24 protein-coding genes are annotated in these 22,414 nt (G+C 67.4%); 19 read left to right on the top strand and 5 right to left on the bottom strand.

The features are described 5' to 3' along the window. Nucleotides 1-24: 24 nt before the first annotated feature. The 3 genes from BVE01S_RS12185 (at nt 25) to BVE01S_RS12195 (ending at nt 3,878) form a co-directional block, all read left to right on the top strand. Nucleotides 25-2,574 (top strand): ligase-associated DNA damage response DEXH box helicase, encoded by a 2,550-nt coding sequence (locus BVE01S_RS12185; RefSeq protein WP_244878380.1) that lies wholly within the window; start codon nt 25-27, stop codon nt 2,572-2,574. Beyond that, nucleotides 2,571-3,323 (top strand): ligase-associated DNA damage response endonuclease PdeM, encoded by a 753-nt coding sequence (gene pdeM / locus BVE01S_RS12190; RefSeq protein WP_066627955.1) that lies wholly within the window; start codon nt 2,571-2,573, stop codon nt 3,321-3,323. Before BVE01S_RS12185 ends, pdeM begins: the two co-directional genes overlap by 4 nt. Before the next feature lie 93 nt (nt 3,324-3,416). Further along, entirely contained in the window at nt 3,417-3,878 is a 462-nt protein-coding gene (locus BVE01S_RS12195) for a VanZ family protein (protein WP_066627958.1), read from the top strand. Between the two features lie 524 nt (nt 3,879-4,402). Here BVE01S_RS12195 and BVE01S_RS12200 read toward each other — a convergent pair. Continuing rightward, on the bottom strand, nt 4,403-5,734 hold the full coding sequence (locus BVE01S_RS12200) for an ATP-binding protein (RefSeq protein ID WP_066627961.1): 1,332 nt from the start codon (nt 5,732-5,734) through the stop codon (nt 4,403-4,405). Next, nucleotides 5,731-6,384: a response regulator gene (locus tag BVE01S_RS12205; RefSeq protein WP_035308676.1), complete on the bottom strand. Its 654-nt coding sequence runs from the start codon at nt 6,382-6,384 to the stop codon at nt 5,731-5,733. The genes BVE01S_RS12200 and BVE01S_RS12205 overlap by 4 nt, the downstream gene beginning before the upstream one ends. Nucleotides 6,385-6,446: 62 nt before the next feature. Here BVE01S_RS12205 and dsbD point away from each other — a divergent pair, with 62 nt between their 5' ends. The 10 genes from dsbD to BVE01S_RS12255 all read left to right on the top strand — a co-directional run bounded on the left by dsbD (nt 6,447) and on the right by BVE01S_RS12255 (nt 16,469). Beyond that, nucleotides 6,447-8,345, top strand: coding sequence for a protein-disulfide reductase DsbD (dsbD, locus tag BVE01S_RS12210; protein ID WP_244878379.1), 1,899 nt, complete (start codon nt 6,447-6,449; stop codon nt 8,343-8,345). Then, the gene (locus BVE01S_RS12215; protein WP_035308673.1) at nt 8,342-9,136 is read left to right on the top strand and encodes a TlpA disulfide reductase family protein; all 795 of its coding nucleotides are present in this window, start codon (nt 8,342-8,344) and stop codon (nt 9,134-9,136) included. Before dsbD ends, BVE01S_RS12215 begins: the two co-directional genes overlap by 4 nt. A 23-nt stretch (nt 9,137-9,159) precedes the next feature. Beyond that, entirely contained in the window at nt 9,160-9,834 is a 675-nt protein-coding gene (locus tag BVE01S_RS12220; protein WP_035308672.1) for a DsbA family protein, read from the top strand. Nucleotides 9,835-9,842: 8 nt separating this feature from the next. Continuing rightward, on the top strand, nt 9,843-11,270 hold the full coding sequence (locus BVE01S_RS12225; protein WP_035308671.1) for a bifunctional metallophosphatase/5'-nucleotidase: 1,428 nt from the start codon (nt 9,843-9,845) through the stop codon (nt 11,268-11,270). A gap of 11 nt (nt 11,271-11,281) precedes the next feature. Further along, complete coding sequence (locus BVE01S_RS12230; protein WP_035308670.1) at nt 11,282-11,899, top strand: SAM-dependent methyltransferase; 618 nt, start codon at nt 11,282-11,284, stop codon at nt 11,897-11,899. Nucleotides 11,900-11,928: 29 nt separating this feature from the next. Continuing rightward, nucleotides 11,929-12,453 carry a DsrE family protein gene (locus tag BVE01S_RS12235; RefSeq protein WP_052005017.1) on the top strand — a complete coding sequence of 175 codons (525 nt, stop codon included), beginning with the start codon at nt 11,929-11,931 and terminating at the stop codon, nt 12,451-12,453. A gap of 99 nt (nt 12,454-12,552) precedes the next feature. Further along, nucleotides 12,553-13,203: a peroxiredoxin gene (locus BVE01S_RS12240; protein ID WP_054764173.1), complete on the top strand. Its 651-nt coding sequence runs from the start codon at nt 12,553-12,555 to the stop codon at nt 13,201-13,203. A gap of 64 nt (nt 13,204-13,267) precedes the next feature. Then, nucleotides 13,268-14,167: an MBL fold metallo-hydrolase gene (locus BVE01S_RS12245; protein WP_052005015.1), complete on the top strand. Its 900-nt coding sequence runs from the start codon at nt 13,268-13,270 to the stop codon at nt 14,165-14,167. After that, nucleotides 14,167-14,940, top strand: coding sequence for a substrate-binding domain-containing protein (locus BVE01S_RS12250; RefSeq protein ID WP_066627965.1), 774 nt, complete (start codon nt 14,167-14,169; stop codon nt 14,938-14,940). The genes BVE01S_RS12245 and BVE01S_RS12250 overlap by 1 nt, the downstream gene beginning before the upstream one ends. Nucleotides 14,941-14,975: 35 nt before the next feature. Next, nucleotides 14,976-16,469 carry a L,D-transpeptidase family protein gene (locus BVE01S_RS12255; protein WP_081836188.1) on the top strand — a complete coding sequence of 498 codons (1,494 nt, stop codon included), beginning with the start codon at nt 14,976-14,978 and terminating at the stop codon, nt 16,467-16,469. Nucleotides 16,470-16,472: 3 nt separating this feature from the next. On the opposite strand, the gene BVE01S_RS12260 is transcribed toward BVE01S_RS12255, so the two are convergent. Genes BVE01S_RS12260 through BVE01S_RS12270 form a run of 3 tightly spaced genes read right to left on the bottom strand, consistent with a single transcriptional unit; the run spans nt 16,473 to nt 17,969 of the window. After that, complete coding sequence (locus BVE01S_RS12260) at nt 16,473-16,868, bottom strand: cupin domain-containing protein (RefSeq protein ID WP_035308666.1); 396 nt, start codon at nt 16,866-16,868, stop codon at nt 16,473-16,475. A 25-nt stretch (nt 16,869-16,893) separates the two neighbouring features. After that, on the bottom strand, nt 16,894-17,313 hold the full coding sequence (locus BVE01S_RS12265; RefSeq protein ID WP_035308664.1) for an ArsR/SmtB family transcription factor: 420 nt from the start codon (nt 17,311-17,313) through the stop codon (nt 16,894-16,896). Further along, nucleotides 17,310-17,969, bottom strand: a complete 660-nt coding sequence (locus tag BVE01S_RS12270) for a peroxiredoxin (RefSeq protein ID WP_035308662.1) — start codon at nt 17,967-17,969, stop codon at nt 17,310-17,312. Before BVE01S_RS12270 ends, BVE01S_RS12265 begins: the two co-directional genes overlap by 4 nt. Before the next feature lie 104 nt (nt 17,970-18,073). Between BVE01S_RS12270 and BVE01S_RS12275 the strand changes: the two genes are divergently transcribed. Genes BVE01S_RS12275 through BVE01S_RS12300 form a run of 6 tightly spaced genes read left to right on the top strand, consistent with a single transcriptional unit; the run spans nt 18,074 to nt 22,407 of the window. Continuing rightward, entirely contained in the window at nt 18,074-19,015 is a 942-nt protein-coding gene (locus tag BVE01S_RS12275) for an MBL fold metallo-hydrolase (RefSeq protein WP_035308659.1), read from the top strand. 12 nt (nt 19,016-19,027) lie between these two features. Next, nucleotides 19,028-19,462, top strand: a complete 435-nt coding sequence (locus BVE01S_RS12280; protein WP_035308657.1) for a YeeE/YedE family protein — start codon at nt 19,028-19,030, stop codon at nt 19,460-19,462. Next, nucleotides 19,459-19,878 carry a DUF6691 family protein gene (locus BVE01S_RS12285; RefSeq protein WP_035308654.1) on the top strand — a complete coding sequence of 140 codons (420 nt, stop codon included), beginning with the start codon at nt 19,459-19,461 and terminating at the stop codon, nt 19,876-19,878. Before BVE01S_RS12280 ends, BVE01S_RS12285 begins: the two co-directional genes overlap by 4 nt. A 29-nt stretch (nt 19,879-19,907) precedes the next feature. Continuing rightward, nucleotides 19,908-20,330, top strand: coding sequence for a protein tyrosine phosphatase family protein (locus BVE01S_RS12290; RefSeq protein ID WP_035308653.1), 423 nt, complete (start codon nt 19,908-19,910; stop codon nt 20,328-20,330). After that, nucleotides 20,327-21,604, top strand: coding sequence for an NAD(P)/FAD-dependent oxidoreductase (locus BVE01S_RS12295; protein WP_066627968.1), 1,278 nt, complete (start codon nt 20,327-20,329; stop codon nt 21,602-21,604). The genes BVE01S_RS12290 and BVE01S_RS12295 overlap by 4 nt, the downstream gene beginning before the upstream one ends. Before the next feature lie 8 nt (nt 21,605-21,612). Then, a complete protein-coding gene (locus BVE01S_RS12300) occupies nt 21,613-22,407 on the top strand; it encodes a sulfite exporter TauE/SafE family protein (protein WP_035308649.1) in 795 nt (264 codons plus the stop codon). Nucleotides 22,408-22,414 lie beyond the last annotated feature (7 nt).

The raw sequence follows: 22,414 nt of genomic DNA on the forward strand, positions 1-22,414 counted from the left end.
GCGCCCCGGCGGCATCAGCTGGAGATGGTCGCGGCGGGGGAGGCCGGCAGCCACGCCCTGCTGGTCGCGCCCACCGGCGGCGGCAAGACGCTGGCGGGGTTTTTGCCCAGCCTGATCGACCTGGCCGAGCGCGGACCGAAGCCGGCGACCGGGCCTGGGTCGGGGGTGCATACGCTTTATCTGTCGCCGCTGAAGGCCCTGACGACGGACGTCGAGCGCAATCTGATGACCCCGATCCGCGAGATCGGGCTGAATATCCACGTCGAGACGCGCACCGGCGACACCAAACAGTCCAAACGCCAGCGACAGCGTGATTTTCCGCCCGACATCCTGCTGACCACGCCCGAGCAGTTGGCCCTGTTCTGCGCCTGGGAAGGCGCCCGTTCTTATTTCGCCGATCTGAAGTGCGTGGTGCTGGACGAGGTGCACGCGATCTGGAGCGGCAAGCGGGGGGACCTGCTGTCGCTGGGTCTGGGACGATTGCAAAGCTTCGCACCCGATATGCGCCGGGTGGGGCTGAGCGCGACCATCGAGGATCCCGATCTGATCCGGGGGTGGTTGGCGCCGGGCGATGCGGAGACGAAGACCCCCTCCCCCGCTTCGCGGTCCCCCTCCCCGCAGAGCGGGGAGGAGACGCAAGCCGACCTGTCTCCTCCCCATGCCATGGGGAGGGGGACCGCCGAAGGCGGTGGAGGGGCTCTTGACGCGGTGGCCTTGGTCCGCGGCGACCCCGGCGCACCAGCGGTCATCGACGTGCTGATTTCCGAGGGCAAGGTGCCGTGGGCGGGCCACACCGGCCAACACGCAATTCCAGAGGTTTACGCCGCCATCCAGCGTTCGACCCTGGCCCTGATCTTCGTCAACACCCGCTGGCAATCGGAGTTCGTGTTCCAGCAGCTCTGGGCCATCAACGACGAGAACCTGCCCATCGGCCTGCATCACGGCTCGCTGGCGGCCGAGCAGCGACGCAAGATCGAGGCGGCCATGGCGCGCGGCGATCTCAGGGCCGTGGTCTGCACCTCGACGCTGGATCTGGGCATCGACTGGGGCGACGTGGATCTGGTCATCCAGATGGCGGCGCCCAAGGGCTCCAGCCGCCTGGTCCAGCGGATCGGCCGCGCCAACCACCGGCTGGACGAGCCGTCGCGTGCGCTTCTGGTGCCCGCCAGCCGTTTCGAGATGCTGGAGTGCCAGGCGGCGCGCGAGGCCGTCGCCGACAACGCCTTCGACTGGGAGCCGGTCCACATCGGCACGCTCGACACCCTGGCCCAGCACATCATGGCGGTCGCCTGTTCCGAGCCGTTCGACATGCAAGTCCTGTATGACGAGATCACCGGCTGCGGCCCCTATCGCGCCCTGATGTGGGAGCAATTCGAGGAGGTGGTCGATTTCGTCGCCACCGGTGGCTATGCGCTGCGCACCTATGACCGGTTCGCCCGGATCGTGCGCACGCCGGATGGCCGCTGGAAGGTCCGAAACCAGCATATCGCCCAGCGCCACCGCATGAATGTCGGCGCCATCGTCTCGGCCGGAACGCTGAATGTCCGCGTCGCCAGCCGTCGCGGCGGCGCCTCGCGCCAGCTGATCGGCGGCCGCAAGGTGGGCGAGGCCGAGGAGTGGTATTTCGAACAGCTGACACCCGGCGACACCTTCCAGTTCGCCGGCCAGACCTGGGCGTTTCAGGGCATCACCGGGACCGACGCCCTGGTCACCCACGCCAATGACAGCGACCCCAAGATTCCGTCATGGGGCGGATCGAAGTTCCCGCTGTCGACCTCGTTGGCCGACCGGGTGCGGACGATGATCCACGACCGCGACCACTGGCGTGTCCTGCCGCCCGACGTGCAGGAATGGCTGGAGTTGCAGGAAACCCGCTCGGTCATTCCCGACGCCGAATCCATGCTGGTCGAAACCTTTCCGCGCGGCAGCCGGCATTTCCTGGTGGCCTATCCGTTCGAGGGCAATCTGGCCCACACCACCCTGTGCATGCTGCTGACCCGGCGGCTGGACCGGATGGGCGTCGGGCCGCTGGGCTTTGTCGTGACCGACTATTCGCTGGCGATCTGGTCGATCAAGCCGATGGACACGATCGATCTGGACGCCCTGTTCCAGCCGGACATGCTGGGCGACGATCTGGAAGCCTGGCTGGAGGAAAGCTTCATGATGAAGCGGTCCTTCCGCAATTGCGCCCTGATCTCGGGCTTGATCGAACGCCGCCAGCCCGGCGCCGAGAAGACCGGCCGGCAGGTGACCTTCTCCACCGACCTGATCTACGACGTGCTGCGCCGCCACCAACCCGACCATCTGCTGCTGAAGACCGCCCGCGCCGACGCCGCATCCGGCCTGCTGGACGTGGCGCGCCTGGGCCAGATGCTGGCGCGTATCGAGGGACGCATCCGCCACCAACCCCTGAACCGCGCCTCGCCCTTCTGCGTGCCCGTGCTAGTCCAGATCGGACGCGAGCGGGTCAGCGGAGACGCCGCCGAAATGATCTTGGACGAAAGCGCCGACCTGCTAATCGCCGAGGTCATGGACGACGCCGAGCCGCCCAGCCAGTCGGGGGCCGCCGCATGAACGCCGCCCTGCGCCAGACCCTGTCCCCGGCCCGCAAGATTTGCGGTTCGCTGAGCGTGCGGATCGCGGGCGAGGCCTGCGTGCTGCGCTGTTCCGGCGCGATGTGGGTTCCGGCACACCGCACCCTGATCGTCGCAGACCTGCATCTGGAAAAGGGCTCTGCCTTCGCGGTGCGCGGCCAACTTCTGCCGCCCTATGACAGCCGCGCCACGCTGGACAGGCTGGAAGCCGAGATCGTCGAACTGAACCCGGCCGTGGTCGTGCTGCTGGGCGACAGCTTCCATGACACCAAGGCCATTCCCCGCATGGCGGCCGACGACCGGGCGCGTCTGGATCGTCTGGCGGCCGGGCGCGATTGGCTGTGGCTGGAAGGCAATCACGACCGCGAGGCGCTCGCTCGCGATGCGGACACGGCATCCCACCTGCCCGGTCGGATCGTCGGCGATATGGCCTTGGGCGCGCTGCGCTTGACCCACGAACCGGAGGCGCAGAGCGCCGACGACGACCGTCGTGGCGAGGTCGCGGGCCACCTGCACCCCGCCGCCAAGGTCGCCGCCTATGGACGCGGCGTGCGCCGTCCTTGCTTCGTCACCGACGGATCGCGCATCGTCCTGCCGGCCTTCGGCGCCTTCACCGGCGGACTGAACGTGCGCGATCCCGCCATCGCCGACCTGTTCGCCGCCCCTCCCCTGGCCGCCGCCCTGGGACGTGACCGGGTTCACGCCCTGGATTGGGCGATCCTGCGATAGTCTGTTTGTAAAGCGTTCAGCACGTCGCTTCACCGCATCTTGGCGGACGGCGATGCAGGATGGCGGCGGATCAAGGTCACGGACACCCGCCTCATGCTCACGCCCCGTCGCATCGTCATGGCCGCCCGCCTCGGCTTCGCCCTGACGGCCTTGGGCATGGCCGTCCTGATGCTGGGACCATTTCAGGGCCTGGAACAGGTCTTCGGGCTGAACGACAAGGCCGCCCACGTCATCGCCTTCTATGGCGTGGCCAGCGGCCTGTTCCTGATCGCGCCGAACCAGCGCCGCGACGACCTGGCCCTCTATGTCATCGCCGCCGCCTTCGGCGCCGAACTGCTTCAGGCTCTGACCGGCCGAAGCGTCTCCGTCATCGATTTCCTGGCGGGCGCGGCCGGCGTCGCCGCCGCCTGGGCGCCCGGCCGGATCGAACAGTTGCGCCAAGCCTTCCGCCGCCATCCGGACATGACCCTGGCCGAAATCGATCGGCTGGATCGCCGCCTGCGCCGTCGCCGCGTGGAAACCAGCCGCCCGGGCGTCGCCGTCCTGCGGCCCTAGATCCTGATCGGCTGAGGAGGAATCGCTTCGCGATTCCGCTGATGCCGTGAATCAGGCTCCAGATTCATGCTGGAGCGAAATCTGAGCCGAGTTGGACTGGGTCCAACTCAACCGATTTCGCTCTAGGGCTCCAGCTCGATGTCCCAATAGAGGATATTCGATGCCGCGAACTCTCGTTCTATCCTATTGATAAAGCTGATTTTTCTAAGACCTTAGGAAATCTCAGCGACGATTGGTCACCATATGGTCACCAGAAGAGGGGAAGAGCCAGCAATCTGGATCAATACCCACTTCCTGAAATCCCATAGCAGAAACCCGGTCGGAAATCTCCCGACCAGCGGCCGCTGAGCCGCCGAAAGCCCTAGCCCAACTTAGTGAGCCAGCAGTGGGGTGCGTGCGGGCTATCCTCGCTGTGCGACCAGCAGCCGTTTGCATCAGCAGACGCTGGAGGTGAGAACATCTAATGTCCGCCTCCGATCCGCGATCGGCCCCGAGCTCACCCTTTCGGCGTGCCGAGATCGTTGTTAGTCGGTCAGCGTGCTAGGCTTATGCATCGACCCCGAAGCCTCAATAGCAACTATCACCTCGACACGGAGACCGCCTCCTGGTGAGCGCAAGAACTGCACCTGTCCCCCATGGGCCTTCACTGTGGCGAGGACGATAGAGAGGCCCAGACCGCTCCCTCCGGAAGGTGCATTGGCCGCACGGAAGAAGCGCCTACCCAGCCGATGCAGATCCGAGAAGGCCACGCCCGGGCCGTCGTCCTCGACGATTAAACGCCCGGAAGTCGGGTCGTAACTGATCACGACTGAGGATGCCGCATGCGCCTGCGCGTTGGCGAGGAGATTGGCAGCCGCTGCCTCGAAGCGATCTGGATCCACGTTAAGCAGCGCGTCACCTTCAACGATCGACACCCGATCATCGCCTTCCGCTCCTGCAAACAGCGACCGAAGCGTCACCCAGCGGCGATCTTCGTCGCTAACCGGCATCTCGTCCTCGCGCGCCAAGACGAGAAGACCTGTGACGAGGCGGGCAGTGCGATCGACAGAGGTCTGGATCTGCTCCAGCGCGCGTCTTCGAACGACCGTATCCGAAGACGACGCCGCAATCTGCGCCTGGACGCGCAGGCCTGCCAGAGGCGTACGCAATTCGTGCGCGGCAGCGGCCGTGAACTCGGCCTCGCGACGTCGCGCTGCGCCAAGGCGTGACATCAAGTCGTTCAGCGCCAGGGCGAAGGGACGGAGTTCGCGGGCGTCCGGCGATACGTCCAACGCCGTCAGATCTTCCGCATCCCGTACCGCAAGGCTGCGGGTCATTTGTCGAATAGGGGTCAGCCCCCGCCCTACCGACCACCAGATCAATACGCCAAGCACCAGCAGACCAAGGACCGCCGGACCGATCAAAGCGGTGACGACATTGCCGACCAGGTGCTCGCGAACGGCCAGATTGTCCCCGACCATGACCCTGAAACCGGCATCACGATCATGCACCGTGTAGACGCGCCAGCGCTCGCCCCGGATCGTGCGTTCTGAAAAACCGTCGCCCCCTTCCGACAACCGCTCCGCAGGCGCGCTTTGGGACCGACCAATCAGATCGCCTTCCAGCGACCAGATCTGGCAGGAGAGCTGACGGTCGTAGACATCGGCGGCCCCGCTTTCCGGAGCCTGCATCGCCGGGCGCACGCTGCCGGCCTGCATCAGGGACGAGACCATGCGGGCCGACTCCATCAGGCGCCGGTCCAGCACCCGTTGCACCTCGGCCCGGGTCTGGATCTCGACCCAGACGACCGCGCCGCCCCAGACGAGGGCGGTCACGAGCGCGAGGGTGGCGAACAGACGCAGGCGGATCGAGCTCATTGCAGGGTGTATCCTACGCCGCGGACGGTGCGGATGAAGCCGGCTCCCAACTTGGCCCGGAGATAGTGGATGTGCACTTCCACCGCGTTAGAGCCGATCTCCTCCTGCCAACCGTACAGGCGTTCTTCTAGCTGACTGCGCGAGAGGACCTGTGCAGGCCGTTCCATCAGGGCCTCCAGGATGGCGAACTCACGTCTCGAAAGGGGCAGGTCCCCCTCTTCACGCCAAGCCAGACGCGACTGGGGATCAAGGGTCACCCCGCCGTGGCGCAAGGCGGGCGCCGAGCGCCCAAGCAGGCGACGCCGCACCGCGCGCAGTCGCGCCGCCAGTTCGTCGAGATCGAAAGGCTTGCCGACATAGTCGTCCGCGCCGGCGTCCAGACCCACAATGCGGTCCCGACTGTCATCGCGCGCCGACAAGACCACCACGCCGACATCCATGTCGCGCTCGCGAACGAAACGCAGCACCGAAAGGCCGTCGCCATCAGGAAGACCCAAATCCAGCACGACCGCATCGAACGCCGAGCTTTCCAGCGCCGCGAGGGCGTCCTCGACCCGCCCGACGACTTCGACCGTCCAGCCGCAGGCGCTGAGCCCGACCTGGAGGCCGTCGGCGAGAACGGGATCATCTTCTATGGCGAGCAGTCTCATGCGGCGTGAGGTGGAAGTTGCGGCTTAAGCCTGACTTAAGCTCGTTTGCCGACGAGATGGCCATGAGGTTTTTCCGCCGACTGTTGCCCGCCGCTCTCGCGATCCTGTCCTTCACCCTTCCGGGTTCGGCATTGGGTCAGGCTCCGCTATCGCCTGATAAGGCCTTCTCCCTGACGGTGACGCGTGAGGCTGACGGCGACCTGGCCTTCGCCTGGGACATTGCGCCCGGCCATTATCTCTATCGTGACCACACCGTCGCCAGCACGCCGGGCGGGAAAGCATCGCTGCCTCTGGAGCTTGCGACCGGCGAAACCAAGGACGATCCGGGCTTTGGCGTCGTCGACGTCTGGCATGACGAGGGTCGCGCGACCCTATCGGCGCAGACCCTGACGCAGGTTGGCGGCCCGACGTCGGTCAACATCACCTACCAGGGGTGCCTCGAGGACTCGATCTGCTACCCGCCGATGACGCGGACAGTGGACGTGCCGACCCGGCCGCAGTCCGAGGTTGCCGCTCGGGAGGCCGATGCGCAGACCGCTCAGGCCGCCGCTCTGCTGGCGATCCAGGCGCCGGGCGCTGCACCCACACCCGCACTCGCGAGTGATGAGGGCGCGTTGGCGCCTCCGCCGGTCGCGCCATCGCCGGGGGTCATCCCGGACCCCAGCCCGGGCTTCGTCGATCGCTTGGCGCTGCAGGGCGGGGCCACCTGGGTCCTGCTCGCCTTCTTCGGTTTCGGCGTGCTTCTGGCCTTCACGCCCTGCGTCTTTCCCATGTACCCGATCCTGGCCGGCGTCATCGGACGCGGCGTGGACGGGCGCGGTACGCGCCGAGGCCTGATGCTCTCGGTCGCCTATGTGCTGGGCCTTTCCGTCGCCTTCGCCCTGCTGGGCGTCGCGGCCGCCTGGTCCGGACAGAACCTGCAGATGGCGCTCCAGTCGGTTTGGGCGATCGGCGCTCTGGTTGTCGTCTTCGTCGTTCTCGCCGCGTCCATGTTCGGCGGCTTCGAGTTGCAACTGCCCTCGGCCTGGACCAGCCGCCTGTCCCGCGACAGCGGTGACGGACGGCGGTCCCTGCCCTCAGCCGCAGGTCTGGGCTTCGTCTCCGCCCTCATCGTGGGCCCTTGCGTCACCGCGCCCTTGGCGGGTGCCCTGCTCTATATCGCACAGACCGGCGACGTTGGGCTGGGCGCGGCGGCCCTGTTCTTCCTGGGCCTGGGCAAGGGGGTGCCCTTGATCGTGTTCGGCACGGTCGGCGCGCGCTTCCTGCCCAAGGCTGGGCCGTGGATGGACCGGGTGAAGATGCTGTTCGGCTTCATCTTCCTGGGCATGGCCTGGTGGCTGGCCGGCCGCATCCTGCCGCCGAGCGCGACGCTGGCTTTCGGCGCGGCGCTGGCGCTCGGTCTGGCGGCGGCTCTCGGCCTGTTCCAGCCGCTGAGCCCGAATCTGAGAAACGGCGTCGCACGTGTCGCTGGCCTGGCGGCCGCGACCTGGGGCCTGTTGCTGCTGGTCGGCCTCAGTCTCGGGGCGGACGACCCGTGGCGTCCGCTTGAGCCCCTGGCGCGGCCCGCTGGAATCTCAGCCGCCGCGCCGGTCGAAACCGCAGCGGTCGTGCTGGATCAGACGGCGCTCGACCGCGCCGTCGCCGATGCCGCCGCGCGCGAACGTCCCGCCCTGGTCTATTTCACCGCCGACTGGTGCGTCAGCTGCAAGGTGATCGAGCGGACGGTGTTCGAGGACCCCGCGGTCATCGCCGGCCTTTCGAACACCGACCTCATCAAGGTCGACGTCACGCGCAGCACGCCCGAGGCGCGCGCGCTTCTTGAGCGGCACGGAGTGATCGGACCGCCGACGATGATCTTCCTGTCGCCCTCGGCGACCGAAGCGCCGGGCAGCCGACTGATCGGAGAGATGTCGGCCCAAGACGTCGCCTCCGCCCTGCAGAGCGCCGGAGCCGCCGCATGAACGCCATCACCCTGGGCCCGCTCGTCCTGTCGGGCGAGCGGTTCGCCATCATCGCCGGCGTGTTCGTCTTCATGATCGGCGTCGGGCTGTTGGCCAGCCGGGTCAGCCCGCGCTTCAACCTGTGGAGCACGGTCCTAGTCTTCGGCGGTCTGGCGGTCGCCCGCCTCGGTCACGTGGCGACGCACTGGGAGTATTTCGGGGCTGACCCGTGGCGGGCGCTCGCGGTCTGGCAGGGCGGATTCAGTTGGATCTGGGTCGCGCCGGTCGTGATCCTGGCCACCATTCTGCTGCTGCGCACGACGCGCGAACGCGCCTGGGCCATTGCGCCTGTGCTGGCCAGCGCCTTGGTTTGGACCACCGCCCATCAGTTGGCCTCGGCGACGCAGCCCATGGCGCCGCCCGCCCTGACGCTGGCCGCGATGGACGCACCGGCGATCGACCTTTCGGCGCCGATCGATCGGCCTACGGTGATCAATCTCTGGGCCACCTGGTGCCCGCCCTGCCGGCGCGAGATGCCGGCTTTGGCCCAGGCCGAAAAAGCCCATCCGAATGTGCGCTTCCTCTTCGTCAACCAGGGCGAGGGCGAAGCCGGCGTTCGGGCCTTTCTGCAGAGCCAGGGGCTGGCCCTCGACCATGTGCTGTTCGACGAGGCCATGGCGCTGCCCCGCCACTACGGTACGGCCGGCATTCCGGTGACCCTGTTCCTCCACGCCGACGGCCGTCTGGCCAAGGCCCACATGGGGGAAATCGCCCCCGAACAGATCGCGACCGAAATCGCGCGTCTGCACTGACCCCCTCGCCTCACGGAGCTTCCATGAACCGCACCTTCGCCCCTGCCTTCGCCGCCGTCCTGGCGCTCGCCGCCTGCGGCCCGGCCGACGCCGACAACGGCGCGGCGCCCGCCAGCCCTTCCGCCGCCTCCGGACAAGACATGCCGCCCATCGCCCAGGTCGGCTTCAATGACCTGCTGCGCGATCCCGCAGCGCCCTTCATCGGCGCCGAGAACGCCGATGTGACCATCATCGGCTTCGTCGATTACAACTGCCCCTACTGCAAGAAGATGCAGCCTGAGATCGACGGCCTGCTGAAGGCGGACACCAAGGTGCGCGTCCTGTACAAGGATTGGCCGATCTTCGGCGACGTCTCGGAGACCGCCGCCCGGACCGCCCTCGCCGCCGCCTATCAGGGCAAGTACGAGGCCGTCCATAACGCCTTCATGCTGTCGCCGTCGCGCATCGGCGACCAGGCGGACATCACCCGTCTGGTCCAGTCGGCCGGCGTGGACATGGCGCGCCTGAATCAGGACCTGGCCGAACACCGCGCAGACATCGACGCGGTGCTGGACCGAAATGGTCGAGAAGCGGCGGCCCTGGCCCTGCAGGGCACGCCCGCCTTTATCATCAACGGCAATCTGATCCCCGGCGGCATGCCCCAGGCGCAACTCGAAGCGGTGATCGGTCGTATCCGCTCCGGACAACCGCTGCGCTGAAGCCGACCATGACCACCCTGACCCTGCTCCAGCTGAACGACCTCCACGGCTATCTCGAGCCGCATCCCGAACTGGTGCGCACCGAAGGCGGCTGGCGGTTCGAACGGCTGGGCGGGGTCGCCCGCATCGCGCGCCTCTTCGAAGAGGCGCGCGCCGAAGGTGCATGCCTGACCCTGGACAACGGCGACACCTTCCATGGCACGCGGGTCGCCGTCGCCAGCCGGGGCGAGGCGCTGGTTCCGATCATGAACGCCCTGAAGATCGACGCCATGACGGCGCACTGGGAGTTCGCCTATGGCCCGGCGGGGTTCAAGGCGTTGGCGGCGGGACTGGATTATCCCGTCCTGGCCGCCAATGTCTTCCGCAAGGATGACGGCGCGCCGGAGTTCGACGGGCGGTGGGTGTTCGAGCGCGGCGGTCTGAGGATCGGCGTGATCGGCCTGGCCTGCCCCATCATCGACAAGACGATGCCCCCCGCCTTCTCTGAAGGCGTGCGGTTTGAAATGGGTGTGGCCGAAGCCCGCGAGCAGCTGCACCAGCTCCGCGAGGAAAAGGTCGATCTGGTCGTCCTGCTGTCGCACCTGGGCTTTCCGCAGGATCTGAAGCTGGCCGCCGAAACGCCGGGCATCGACGTGATCCTGAGCGGTCATACCCATAACCGCCTGCACGAACCGGCCCGCGTCGGCGACACCCTGATCATCCAGTCCGGCTGCCACGGCGCCTATATCGGCCGGCTGGATCTGGAGATTGCAGAGGGCCGCGTGTGCCTGCGGCGCCATCGGCTCATAGCCGTGGACGCTGGCCCCGAAGACGATCAAGTCGCCGGCTTGGTGGAGATGGCCCTGGCGCCCGAGCGCGAGCGTCTGGCGCGCATCGTCGGCCGCACCGCCATCCCCCTTCACCGCTACGCCATGGCCAGCGCGCCGATGGACGACGTCCTGCTGGCGGCGGCGGCGCAGGCGGCGGGCGTGGACATCGCCTTCTCCAACGGCTGGCGCTACGGCGCGCCCGTCGCGCCGGGTCCGGTCACTCTGGGCGACCTCTACAATATGGCGCCGATGAATCCGCCGATCTCACGCACGACGCTGACCGGGGCCGAGTTGCAAGCGATGCTGGAAGAAAATCTGGAGCGCACCTTCGCCGCCGACCCGTATGAGCAGATGGGCGGCTACATCAAACGTTGCCGGGGTCTCACGGCCTTCGTGAAGCTTGAGAATCCCAAGGGGCAGCGCCTCGACCGCCTGCTGGTCGGAGACCGCCCTGTCGAGCCGGAGGCGGACTATCTGGTGGCCTTCGTCACCGCCCAAGGGGTGCCCGAACATTACGGGCGAGACCGCCGGACGCTCGACATCGACACTGTGGGCGCGCTTGAATCCTGGTTCGCCGACCATACGCCTGGCGAGACCGATCTGCCCGTCAGCGTCCTCATCATCTGAAGGAACACCTTATGGACTCCGTCGCCGCCCGCGACTTCTGGAACAGCCGCTATGACCGCCAGGACTATCTGTTCGGCGAGACGCCCAACGCCTTCCTGGCCGCTCAGATCGCGCGGCTCCAGCCCGGCATGACCGCTCTGGCGGTCGCCGACGGCGAGGGCCGAAACGGCGTGTGGCTCGCCGAACAGGGCCTGGCCGTCACCACCACGGATATCGCCCCGCGCGCGGTCGAGAAGGCCCTCGCCCTGGCCGAGCGACGTGGCGTCACACTGGACGCCCAGGTGGCGGACTTCGAGACCTGGGGCTGGCCGCAGGGTGCGTTCGACGTCGTGGTCGCCGTCTTCATTCAGTTCGCCCCGCCTCCCCAGCGCGACCGACTTTTCGAGCGTATGAAGGCGGCCGTGAAGCCTGGCGGCCTGGTCCTGTTGCAGGGCTATCGGCCGGAACAGATCGCCTATGGCACCGGCGGTCCGGGGCAGGTCGAGAACCTCTACACCGAGGCGCTGCTCCGCGACGCCTTCGCCGACTTCGACATCCTGCATCTGAAAAGCCACGACAGCGACGTCTCCGAAGGCGCCGGCCACAGCGGCCGGTCCGCCCTGATCGATCTCATCGCCCGCCGTCCCTGACCCCCAGCGCCCGCACACCGGAACCCGCCATGAAAACCCTCGTGATCGCCCTGTCCTTGGCCGCCTCCCTGGCGGCCTCCCCGAGCTTCGCCCAGGCTGTCTCAGGCTTCGGCGGCTTCAAGCCCCTGCCCGAGGCCGGCGAACAGCCGGATCCGTCGCGCATCTATCGGGTCATCTTCGACGTGTCCCAGGGCGGTGCGGACGACAGGCCGCTGAAGGGATTGGATCGCGTCGCGCGGCTGGTGAATATGCTGGCGGCGGGCGGCGTGGACGCCGACCACCGTCAGATCGTGGTCGTCCTGCACGGCGCCGCCACCCCTGCAGTTCTCTCCGACGCCGCCTGGACCGCGCGCGGCAAGGGCGACGCCAACCCCAACAGCGCCCTGATCCGTGCCCTCATCGCCGCCGGCGTCCAGGTTCGACTGTGCGGCCAGGCCATGGCGGGGAACGGCATCGCGCAAGCCGATCTCGAAGCGGGCGTGAGCGTTGATCTCGCCGCCCTGATGACGGTCATCCACCTTCAACAGGCCGGATACGCCCTGGTTGTGAACTGACGGCTCGGCATAGGCGGAACCTTTCCTGAGCATAAGAACTATTAGTTTGCGTAAGTATGTATGTAATTGTTCATTGGGGCGTCTGAAGGAGATATCGACATGACCGGACTGCCCCGCCTCAACGAACCCGCCCCCGACTTTCACGCCCGCACCACGCACGGGGATCGCAGCTTGGCCGATTACCGCGGCAAATGGCTGATCCTCTTCTCGCACCCGTCGGACTTCACCCCGGTCTGCACGACCGAGTTCATCGGGTTCGCCAAGCATGCGAATGAGTTCGCCGCCATGAACTGCGAGCTCCTGGGCCTCTCGATAGACAGCATCTTCTCGCACCTAGCCTGGACCCGGAACATCAAGGAGAAGTTCGGCGTCGAAATCCCCTTCCCCATCATCGAGGATCTGAAGATGGAGGTGGCCCAGGCCTACGGAATGATCCACCCCGGGGCGGCCGACACCTCGGCTGTTCGCGCCACCTTCCTGATCGATCCGGAAGGCAAGCTGCGCGCCATGGTCTACTATCCCATGAGCAATGGCCGCAGCATCGAAGAGTTCGTTCGGCTGCTCACCGCGCTCCAGGCGTCCGACGCCAACGGGGTCGCGACGCCTGAGAACTGGCGCCCTGGCCAACCGGCCATCGTCCCCCCGCCCAAGGCCGCCGAGGCGGCCGAGGCTCGCGCTTCCGAGGGTTACGTCTACACCGACTGGTATTTCTCGACGCGCGACCTCCCCGACGCCCCGAAAGCCGCCTGATCGGATTCCGGCCGGACCTCGCAAGCGGTCCGGCCTTTTTCTTCGCAAACCAAACGGAGCCTTCATGCAGATCATCGACCACGGCGGAGCGCGCATCGCGGCGCTCCACGACAAGAAGACCGGCAGTTGGCAGTATGTCGTCTCCGACCCGGTCAGCCGCAAATGCGCGATCATCGATCCGGTCTGGGATTTCGACGAGAAGGCGGCGGCGACCTCGACCCGCAACGCCGACGCCATCCTGGACTACGTCAAGGCGGAGGGCCTGACCGTCGAGTGGCTGCTGGACACCCATCCCCACGCCGACCACTTCTCCGCCGCGCCCTTCCTCAACGAGAAACTGGGCGCGCCGACCGCCATCGGCGAAAAGGTCATCGGCGTCCAGAAGCTGTGGAAGGACATCTACGGCCTGGACGACGACTTTCCGGCCGATGGTCGCCAGTGGGACCGACTCTTCAAGGCTGGCGACACGTTCGCTGTTGGCGACCTGCCGGCGCGGGTGATGTTCTCACCGGGGCACACCATGGCCTCCATCACCTATGTGATTGGCGGCAACGCCTTCGTCCACGACACCCTGATGATGCCCTATGCCGGCACCTCGCGCGCCGACTTTCCGGGCGGCGACTCGAAGACTCTCTTCCGAAGCATCCAGGACATCCTGGCCCTGCCTGAAGAGACCGCCGTCTTCGTTGGCCACGACTATGGCCCGGATGGCCGCGAGCCCGCCTGCTTCAGCACCGTGAGAGAGCAGAAGGCGGACAACATCCATGTCGGCGGCGGACGCGGCGAGGCGGATTTCGTGCGGCTCCGCGACGATCGGGACGCCACCCTGCCCTTGCCGAATCTGATGCTCTACGCGCTTCAGGTGAACATCCGCGGCGGGGTGCTGCCGCCGGCCGCGCCGGACGGGCGCGTCTATTTCAAGATTCCCGCCAATCACTTCGCCCCACCCCAGGAGAATTCTTGATGCGCCCGTCCGCACTGACGCTGGCCGCCCTCCTGAGCGCAACGGCCCTGGCCGCCCACGCCCAGACGCCCGCCGATCCACTTCATGTCTACGGTCCCGGCGGCCCCTCCCCCGCCATGCGCGACGCCGCGAAGGCCTATGAGGCGCGCACCGGTCGCGCCGTGGCCGTCGTCGCCGGACCCACGCCCCAATGGCTGGACCAGGCCAAGGCGGATGGCGACCTGATCTTCTCAGGCTCCGAGACGATGATGACCGACTTCGTCAGCGCCCTGGAGGGCCGCATCCGCGCCGAGGCGGTCGAGCCGCTCTATCTGCGCACCGCCTCCATCCTCGTTCGGCCGGGAAATCCGGACGGCATCGGCGGCCTTGAGGATCTTTTCCAGCCCGATCGCCGGGTCTTGGTTGTCAACGGCGCGGGCCAGAACGGCCTGTGGGAGGACATGGCCGGTCGCACCGGCGACATCGCCAAGGTGCGCGCCCTGCGTCGTAACATCGTCGTCTACGCCCGCAACAGCGCCGAGGCCCGACAAGCCTGGATCGACGACCCGACGCTGGACGCCTGGATCATCTGGGGCATCTGGCAGGTCGCCAATCCGGACCTCGCTGATGTGGTCGAGGTCGCAGAGCCCTACCGCATCTACCGCGACGCCGGCGCCGTTGTGACAGAGACCGGCCGCCAGGACGCCGACGCCCAGCCGTTCCTCGACTTTCTGAAGTCCGACGAGGGGGCCGCCATCTTCGCGCGGTGGGGCTGGCGGACCGGCCAACCTTAAGCCTGCCTTAAGGTGAACCCTGCGGTGTCGGCGGCATGGTTGATCGTCGCTCCTCAATCCTGAACCGCCGACACCTGCTGGCGGCCGCAGCGGCGCCGCTCTGGGTCTCTACGGCGGCGCGAGCAGCACCCGCGCCCGCCGCCTTTGACATCACTGTTCTGACTACAGCCTTCTACGCGGCCCGCGGCGGACGCCCCGCCTGGGCGGGGTCCGCGCGCCGGCAAGCCATGGACGCCCTAGCTCTGGCGGACCGCCACGGGCTGTCGGCGCCCGACGGTCTCGCCCTTAGCGAAGCAGAACTGACCCAGGCCGTCCTGATCCTGGCTGAGGCGCTCGCCCATGGCCGGGTCGATCCAGCATCCGTCGAGACGCTCTGGGAGATGGATCGCAACCAAGTCGACACGCCGCCTCTCCTCGCAAAGGCGGTCGACGACGGAACACTTGCGGCGACGATGGCCGGCCTCGCACCCCAGGACCGCGGCTATCAGGGCCTGTGCGACGGCTTCCTCCGCTATCGCGCCATCGCCGACCGCGGCGGTTGGCCGCCCTTTGCCCTGGGCGCGACGATCGAACCATTTGCGTCCGACCCGCGCCTTCCCGCCCTCCTGCCGCGCCTTCGGGTGGAAGGCGATTTAAGCGAAGCCGCCGCCGCGATGGTCGGCCCGTCTGGCGGTGAATACGGCTCCATTGTGCAAGAGGCCGTTCGGGCGTTCCAGGTGCGCCACGGTCTTGAAGCGGACGCCCGCATCGGCCCGGCGACACAGCGGGCGCTCTCGATTTCGGCCGAGGCCCGCGCTCGCCAGATCGCGCTGAATTTGGAACGCCGCCGTTGGCTGAAGAGAGACGTCGCCCCGGAACGGATCGAGGTGAACACCGCCGCCTCCATCATGGTCTACTGGAAGGACGGTCGGCCCGTGCATTCGATGCGGGTCGTGACGGGTGACGCCGACAATGCGACGCCCAGCCTCGAACGGCCCTTCGCCTCGGTGGTCGCCAATCCGCCCTGGACGGTGCCGACTTCCATCGCCCAGCGCGAGATCCTGCCACGCGGCGCCGCCTATATGCGGGCGAACAACATGACGATACAGAATGGCATGGTGGTTCAGCGCGCTGGCCCGAACGCCGCCCTGGGCCAGGTCAAGTTCGAACTTCAGGACAGCTACGCCATCTTCCTGCACGACACCCCGTCGCGGGGTGCGTTCGACCGGAGCTTCCGCCATCTCAGCCACGGCTGCGTGCGGGTGCAGGACGCGGTCGGCTTCGCTCGGCTGCTGCTTGCGCCCGACCCCGCGAGGCTCGCCCGATTCGACGCCGCGCTGGACAGCGGCGAGACCGTCCGGGTGGCGACCGGTCGGCCGATCGACGTGCGCCTGCTTTATTGGACGGCCTTTCTGGACGGCCAGGGCCGCGTCGCCTTTCGCGATGACATCTATCGTCGCGACACCCGTCTGGCGGAGGCGTTGGGTATCGACCTGCACCTGCCGCGGCCCGACGACCGGCGCGCCGATGCGGACGACGTCGGCCCCTGACGGTTATTCGGTCGTGCGGCCGTCGAAATGCTCGTGGTCGGCGGAGGCCTCTTCCACCGTGGCGTGAACCGTACCGTCGCGATGCTCCGGCGGACCATAAAGGGTGTAGAGCCGAAGCGGCTCGGACCCCGTGCTGACCACATTGTGGCGGGCGCCCTGAGGGACGATGACCCCGTCATCCGCCTTCACGGCGTGACGAACGCCGTCGATCCAGATTTCGCCCTCGCCCGCCTCGATGCGGAAGAACTGGTCGCGGTCGTCGTGGACCTCTTCGCCGATCTCCTGGCCGTGCGGAATGGCCATGAGGACGAGCTGCAGATTGTGGCCGGTGTACAGAACGCGGCGAAAGTCTGTGTTCTCTTCCGTCAGACGTTCGATATTGTCGATGAAGCCCTTCACTAGAGTCTCCTGTGCGGGTTTGCCGTCAGCGACGTGCGACGGCGGTGATGCGGGCGAACTGAGCTGTGTCGCCGCGCGCCGGCGTCGATGTGCGGGGCGCCGGGGCGGCGGCTCGCGCGCCGACCGCCTTCGCATCGCCGCAGAAGATTTCGTAGAGCATCCCCATGACCGCCTGGGCGCGCTCGTCGGCGATCGAATAGAAGATCGAGCGGGACTGACGGCGGGTCTTGACCAGGCCATACTGGCGCAGCTCTGCCAGTTGCTGGGATAGCGCCGGCTGCTTGATGCCGAGGTCCGCCTCGAGCTGGCCCACCGAGCGCTCCTCTTCGGCGATATGACACAGGATCAGCAGCCGGTTGGCGTTGGCCAGCTGGCGCAACAGCTCTGCGGCCTCCGGCGCCTTTTCCTTCAACCGCTCCATCGCGGCCGCTTGATCGTCGGTCATGCGCTGCGCTCGCGATAGTACCAGGGTGCATCGCCGTCACCGTCGGCGATGGCGGCGTCCAGTGTGGTGGCGGCCGGCTCCAGCAGTGCGTCGCCGGGCGTCCAGCCCGCCGGCGTGGAGGCCGCCTCACGGTCCGAGGTCTGCAGGGCGGTGACGAGACGCAGCAACTCATCAACCGAGCGGCCGATGTTCATCGGGTACCAGCTGATGGCGCGCACCACGCCTTCGGGATCGATCACGAAGGTCGCGCGCACCGTGGCGCTGTCGCTCGAGCCGGCGTCCACCATGCCAAAGGCGTGGCCGATGGCCATGGAGGGATCTTCGATGATCGGGAACGGCACCTTCACGCCGAAGCGGCGGAAGATGTCCTTCAGCCAGGCCAGGTGCGAATACAGACTGTCCACCGACAGGGCCATCAGATCGCAGTCGATCGCCGCGAAGGCGTCGGCCTGCCGGGCCAGGGCCACGAACTCGCTGGTGCAGACCGGCGTGAAGTCCGCCGGATGCGAGAACAGCACCAGCCAGCGTCCACGGTAGTCGCTGAGGCGCCTTTCGCCCTGAGTCGTGCGCGCCGTGAAGTCCGGCGCCGTATCGTTGATGCGCAGGGCGCGCATTGCGGGGGGATAGACGGCTGGCCCGGTGTCGATCGTGTCCATAGCCGCAAGCTAAGCGCATCCCACCGTTTCCGCTACATTAAAATACATACTTGCACGAACTATGAATGAGTATATGTGTTGAGTCACCGAAACGGAGACACGTCATGTCCTCGCCCACACCCGACCCCGCCCGCGACGACGCCGCCGACATCGTGCGCGCCGCGCTGGGCGATCCTCGCCAACGCCCTGTCGTGAAATCGTTCTTCGACGAAGCCACCTTCACCGTCAGCCACGTCGTGCGCGATCCCGGCTCCGACGTCTGCGCCATCATTGACAGCGTGCTGGACTACGATCCGGCGTCGGGCCGCACCACGCACGCTTCGGCCGATGCGCTCATTGATTACGTGAAATCCGAAGGTCTCACGGTTCAGTGGCTGCTCGAGACGCACGCCCATGCCGATCACCTGTCGGCGGCGCCCTATCTCCAGGAAAAGCTCGGCGGTCAGCTGGCGATTGGCCATGAAATCCTCACCGTCCAGGCGGTCTTCGGCAAGATCTTCAACGAAGGGACCGACTTCCGCCGCGACGGCAGCCAGTTCGACCATCTGTTCAACGACGGCGACCGGTTTGAGATCGGTGGTCTGAAGGCCACGGTCCTGCACGTGCCCGGCCACACCCCGGCCTGTCTGGCCTATGTCATCGGCGACGCCGTCTTCCCCGGCGATACCATGTTCATGCCCGACTATGGTACGGCGCGCTGCGACTTCCCCGGCGGCGACGCCCGGACCCTGTACCGCTCGATCCATCGCCTGACCTCCCTGCCGGACGAGGCGCGGGTCTTCCTGTGTCACGACTACAAGGCGCCGCCGGGCCGGACCGAGTTCGCCTGGGAGACCACCATCGGTGCCCAGCGGACAGGCAACATCCATATTCGCGACGACGTCAGCGAGGACGAGTTCGTGGCCATGCGCACCCAGCGCGACGCCACCCTGCCCATGCCCAAGCTGATCCTGCCGTCGGTTCAGGTGAACATGAACGGCGGCCGCCCGCCCGAGCCCGAGGACAATGGGGTGCGCTACCTCAAGGTCCCGCTGAACGCGCTGTGAGGCGAGGCTCCGATGCTTGAGCCTCTTCCCTTCATCTGGCCGCTGGCCGGCGGTCTGCTGGTCGGCCTGTCGGCCGGTCTCTATCTGTTGCTGAATGGGCGCGTAGCCGGGATTTCCGGCCTGACCGCCGCAGCGACCGGCCTGTCAAAAGGCGCGCCGCGCATTCTGGGCCTGCTTTTCATCGCCGGCCTGCTGGGCGGCGCGGCCCTGGCCTCGGCCCTGATCCGCAGGCCCGAGGTGCAGATCACTTCGGAGGTCTGGCTGCTGGTGCTCGGCGGCCTGATCGTCGGCTTCGGCACCCGCTGGGGCTCGGGCTGCACCAGCGGCCACGGCGTCTGCGGCCTGGCCCGCCTGTCGCCCCGCTCCATCGTCGCCACCGGCGTCTTCATGGCCGTCGCGGCCCTGACCGTCTTCGTCACCCGCCACCTGTTGGGAGGCCTGGCGTGAGCCGGCTGATCGTCGCCGTCCTGTGCGGCTTGTTGTTCGGCGCCGGCATGGTGGTGTCCGACATGATCAACCCGGCCCGCGTCCTGGCCTTCCTGGATGTGACGGGCGCCTGGGACCCCTCTCTGGCCTTCGTCATGGGCGGGGCGCTGATCCCCTCCGCCATAGCCTGGCTGATCCGCCGGCGCATGGAGGCTCCGGTCGCGGCCGACACCTTCCATGTGCCCGAGGGCCGGACCATCGACACCCCTCTGGTCGGCGGGGCCGCCCTGTTCGGCCTTGGCTGGGGCTTGGTCGGCCTGTGCCCCGGCCCGGCGCTTGCGGCGCTGACGACCGGCGCCTGGCAGGCCTTCGTCTTCGTCGGCGCCCTCGCGGCCGGCATGGCGCTGTTCCGCCTGACCCTCGACCGAAACGCCTGAACCAGAAAAGACCCTAGGGAGACAAAGCCATGCATATTCGCCCTTTGGACGAGGCCCTGTCCGCCTCGCCCCAGATCGCCCCGGAAGACCTGCCCGACATCGCGGCCCAAGGGTTCCGGTCGGTGATCTCCAACCGACCCGACGGCGAAGAGCCCGGCCAGCCCAGCTCCGAAGATCTGCGCCAGGCCGCCGAGGCTGCGGGACTGGCTTTCGCCCATGTTCCCGTGGTCGGCGGCGCAATCTCCGACCAGGACGTGGCGGACTTCCGCGAGGCTCTGGCCAACCTGCCCCAGCCTGTGTTCGGCTTCTGCCGCACCGGCACGCGCACGACCACCCTGTGGGCGCTGGCGAACGTCGCCTCGATAAGCGCTGACGATCTGATCGCACGCGCCAAGAGCGCCGGCTACGACCTCGGCGCCCTGCGTCCCCGTCTCGAAGGAGCCGCGTCATGAGCGCCCAGTACGCCCCCCTGGAGTCCTGCGATGTCCTGATCGTCGGCGGCGGATCCGCCGGCATCGCCACAGCCGCCAGCCTCCTGCGTCGTCGCCCCGACCTTGATGTCCGCATCGTCGAGCCATCCGAACATCACTACTATCAGCCCGGCTGGACCATGGTCGGCGCCGGCGTCTTCACGCCCGAGCGGACCCGGCGCCGCACCGAGGACCTGATCCCCCAAGGCGCCCAGTGGGTGCGCGGCTCGGTCGCGGCTTTCGACCCCATCCACGATCGCGTCGAACTGACCGACGGCCGCTGGATCGGCTATCGCATGCTGGTCGCGGCGCCGGGACTGAAGCTGGACTGGGGCGCCATTCCGGGCCTGGCGGAAACGCTCGGGCGCAACAACGTCACCTCCAACTACGGCTATGAGACCGCGCCCTACACCTGGAAGCTGGTCCAGGCGATGCAGAGCGGTCGGGCGATCTTCACCCAGCCGCCCATGCCGATCAAATGCGCCGGCGCCCCGCAGAAGGCCATGTATCTGTCGGCCGATCACTGGCGCGACCACGGTCGAAACGACATCGAGATCGAATTCCACAACGCCGGCCCGGTGCTGTTCGGGGTCAAGGACTACGTTCCGGCCCTGATGGAATATGTCAGCAAATACCGCATCGACCTGAACTTCGGATCGAAACTGGTGGCGGTGTACGGCCCGGCGCGGATCGCGACCTTCGCCGTGACCGGTGCGGACGGTGAAGTTCGCCAGGTTCGGCGCGAGTTCGACTTCCTGCACGTCTGCCCGCCGCAGACGGCGCCGGACTTCATTCGCGAAAGTCCGCTGGCCGCCGAAAGCGGCTGGATCGAGGTGGATGACGCCACCTTGCGCCACAAGCGGTTCGAAAACGTCTTCGGTCTGGGCGACGCCTGTTCGGCACCCAACGCCAAGACTGCTGCGGCCGCCCGCAAACAGGCGCCCGTGGTGGCCGAGAACATCCTGTCGCTGCTGGACGGCCAGCCGATGCGGGCGGTCTATGACGGCTATGGCTCATGTCCGCTCACGGTCGAGCGCGGCAAGATCGTGCTGGCCGAGTTCGGCTATGGCGGCAAGCTCCTGCCCAGCTTCCCGAAATGGATGCTCGACGGGACCAAGCCGACCCGTCTGGCCTGGCATCTGAAGGCCCAGGCCCTGCCCGAAATCTACTGGCTTGGGATGTTGCGCGGTCGCGAATGGCTGGCCGGCCCCCACCACATCGAACCCGCCCCCCAGCTTCGCCCTGCTGTCGCCTGAGCCTGATCATGGACCTGTCTCCGCTGCAGTACGGCCTCGGCGCCGGCGCCGGCTCGCTCGTCGGCTTCACCCTGGGCCTGGTCGGCGGCGGCGGGTCCATCCTGGCCGTGCCGCTGATCGTCTATCTGGTCGGGGTCAAGGAGCCGCACCTGGCGATCGGCACCAGCGCCTTCGCCGTGGCCGCCAACGCCTTCGCCAATGTGATCAATCATGCCCGCCACGGCACGGTGAAATGGAAAATTGCCAGTCTGTTCGCGGTCGCCGGGGTGCTCGGAGCCTTTCTGGGTTCGAGCCTGGGCAAGGCCGTGGATGGTCAGAAGCTGCTGGCCCTTTTCGCCGTCCTGATGCTGGTCGTCGGCGTACTGATGTTGCGGGGCCGCTCCGCCGGCGGAGACCCGAACGTCCAGCTTGATCGGCGCAATGCACCCAAGCTCGTCGGCACGGGCCTGGCCACGGGCGTGATGTCGGGCTTCTTCGGCATCGGCGGCGGCTTCCTTATCGTGCCCAGCCTGATGTTCTCGACCCGCATGCCGATCTACTATGCCGTCGGCTCTTCCTTGGTCGGCGTCACCGCCTTCGGCCTGACCACGGCCTTCAACTACGCCCTTGATGGCTGGGTCGACTGGCCCCTGGCGGCCGTCTTCATCGGCGGCGGCGTGCTGGGCGGTCTGGTCGGCGCACGGCTCGCCAAGGCCCTGTCGGGACAGAAAGGCGTCTTGAATACCGTCTTCGCGGGGCTGATCTTCGTCGTCGCCTTATATATGCTTTACCGCAGCGCCGGCGCGCTCGGCTTGATCGGTTGAAACGCTT

It is taken from the genome of Brevundimonas vesicularis NBRC 12165 (assembly GCF_001592205.1).
In the GTDB taxonomy this organism is placed as follows: domain Bacteria; phylum Pseudomonadota; class Alphaproteobacteria; order Caulobacterales; family Caulobacteraceae; genus Brevundimonas; species Brevundimonas vesicularis.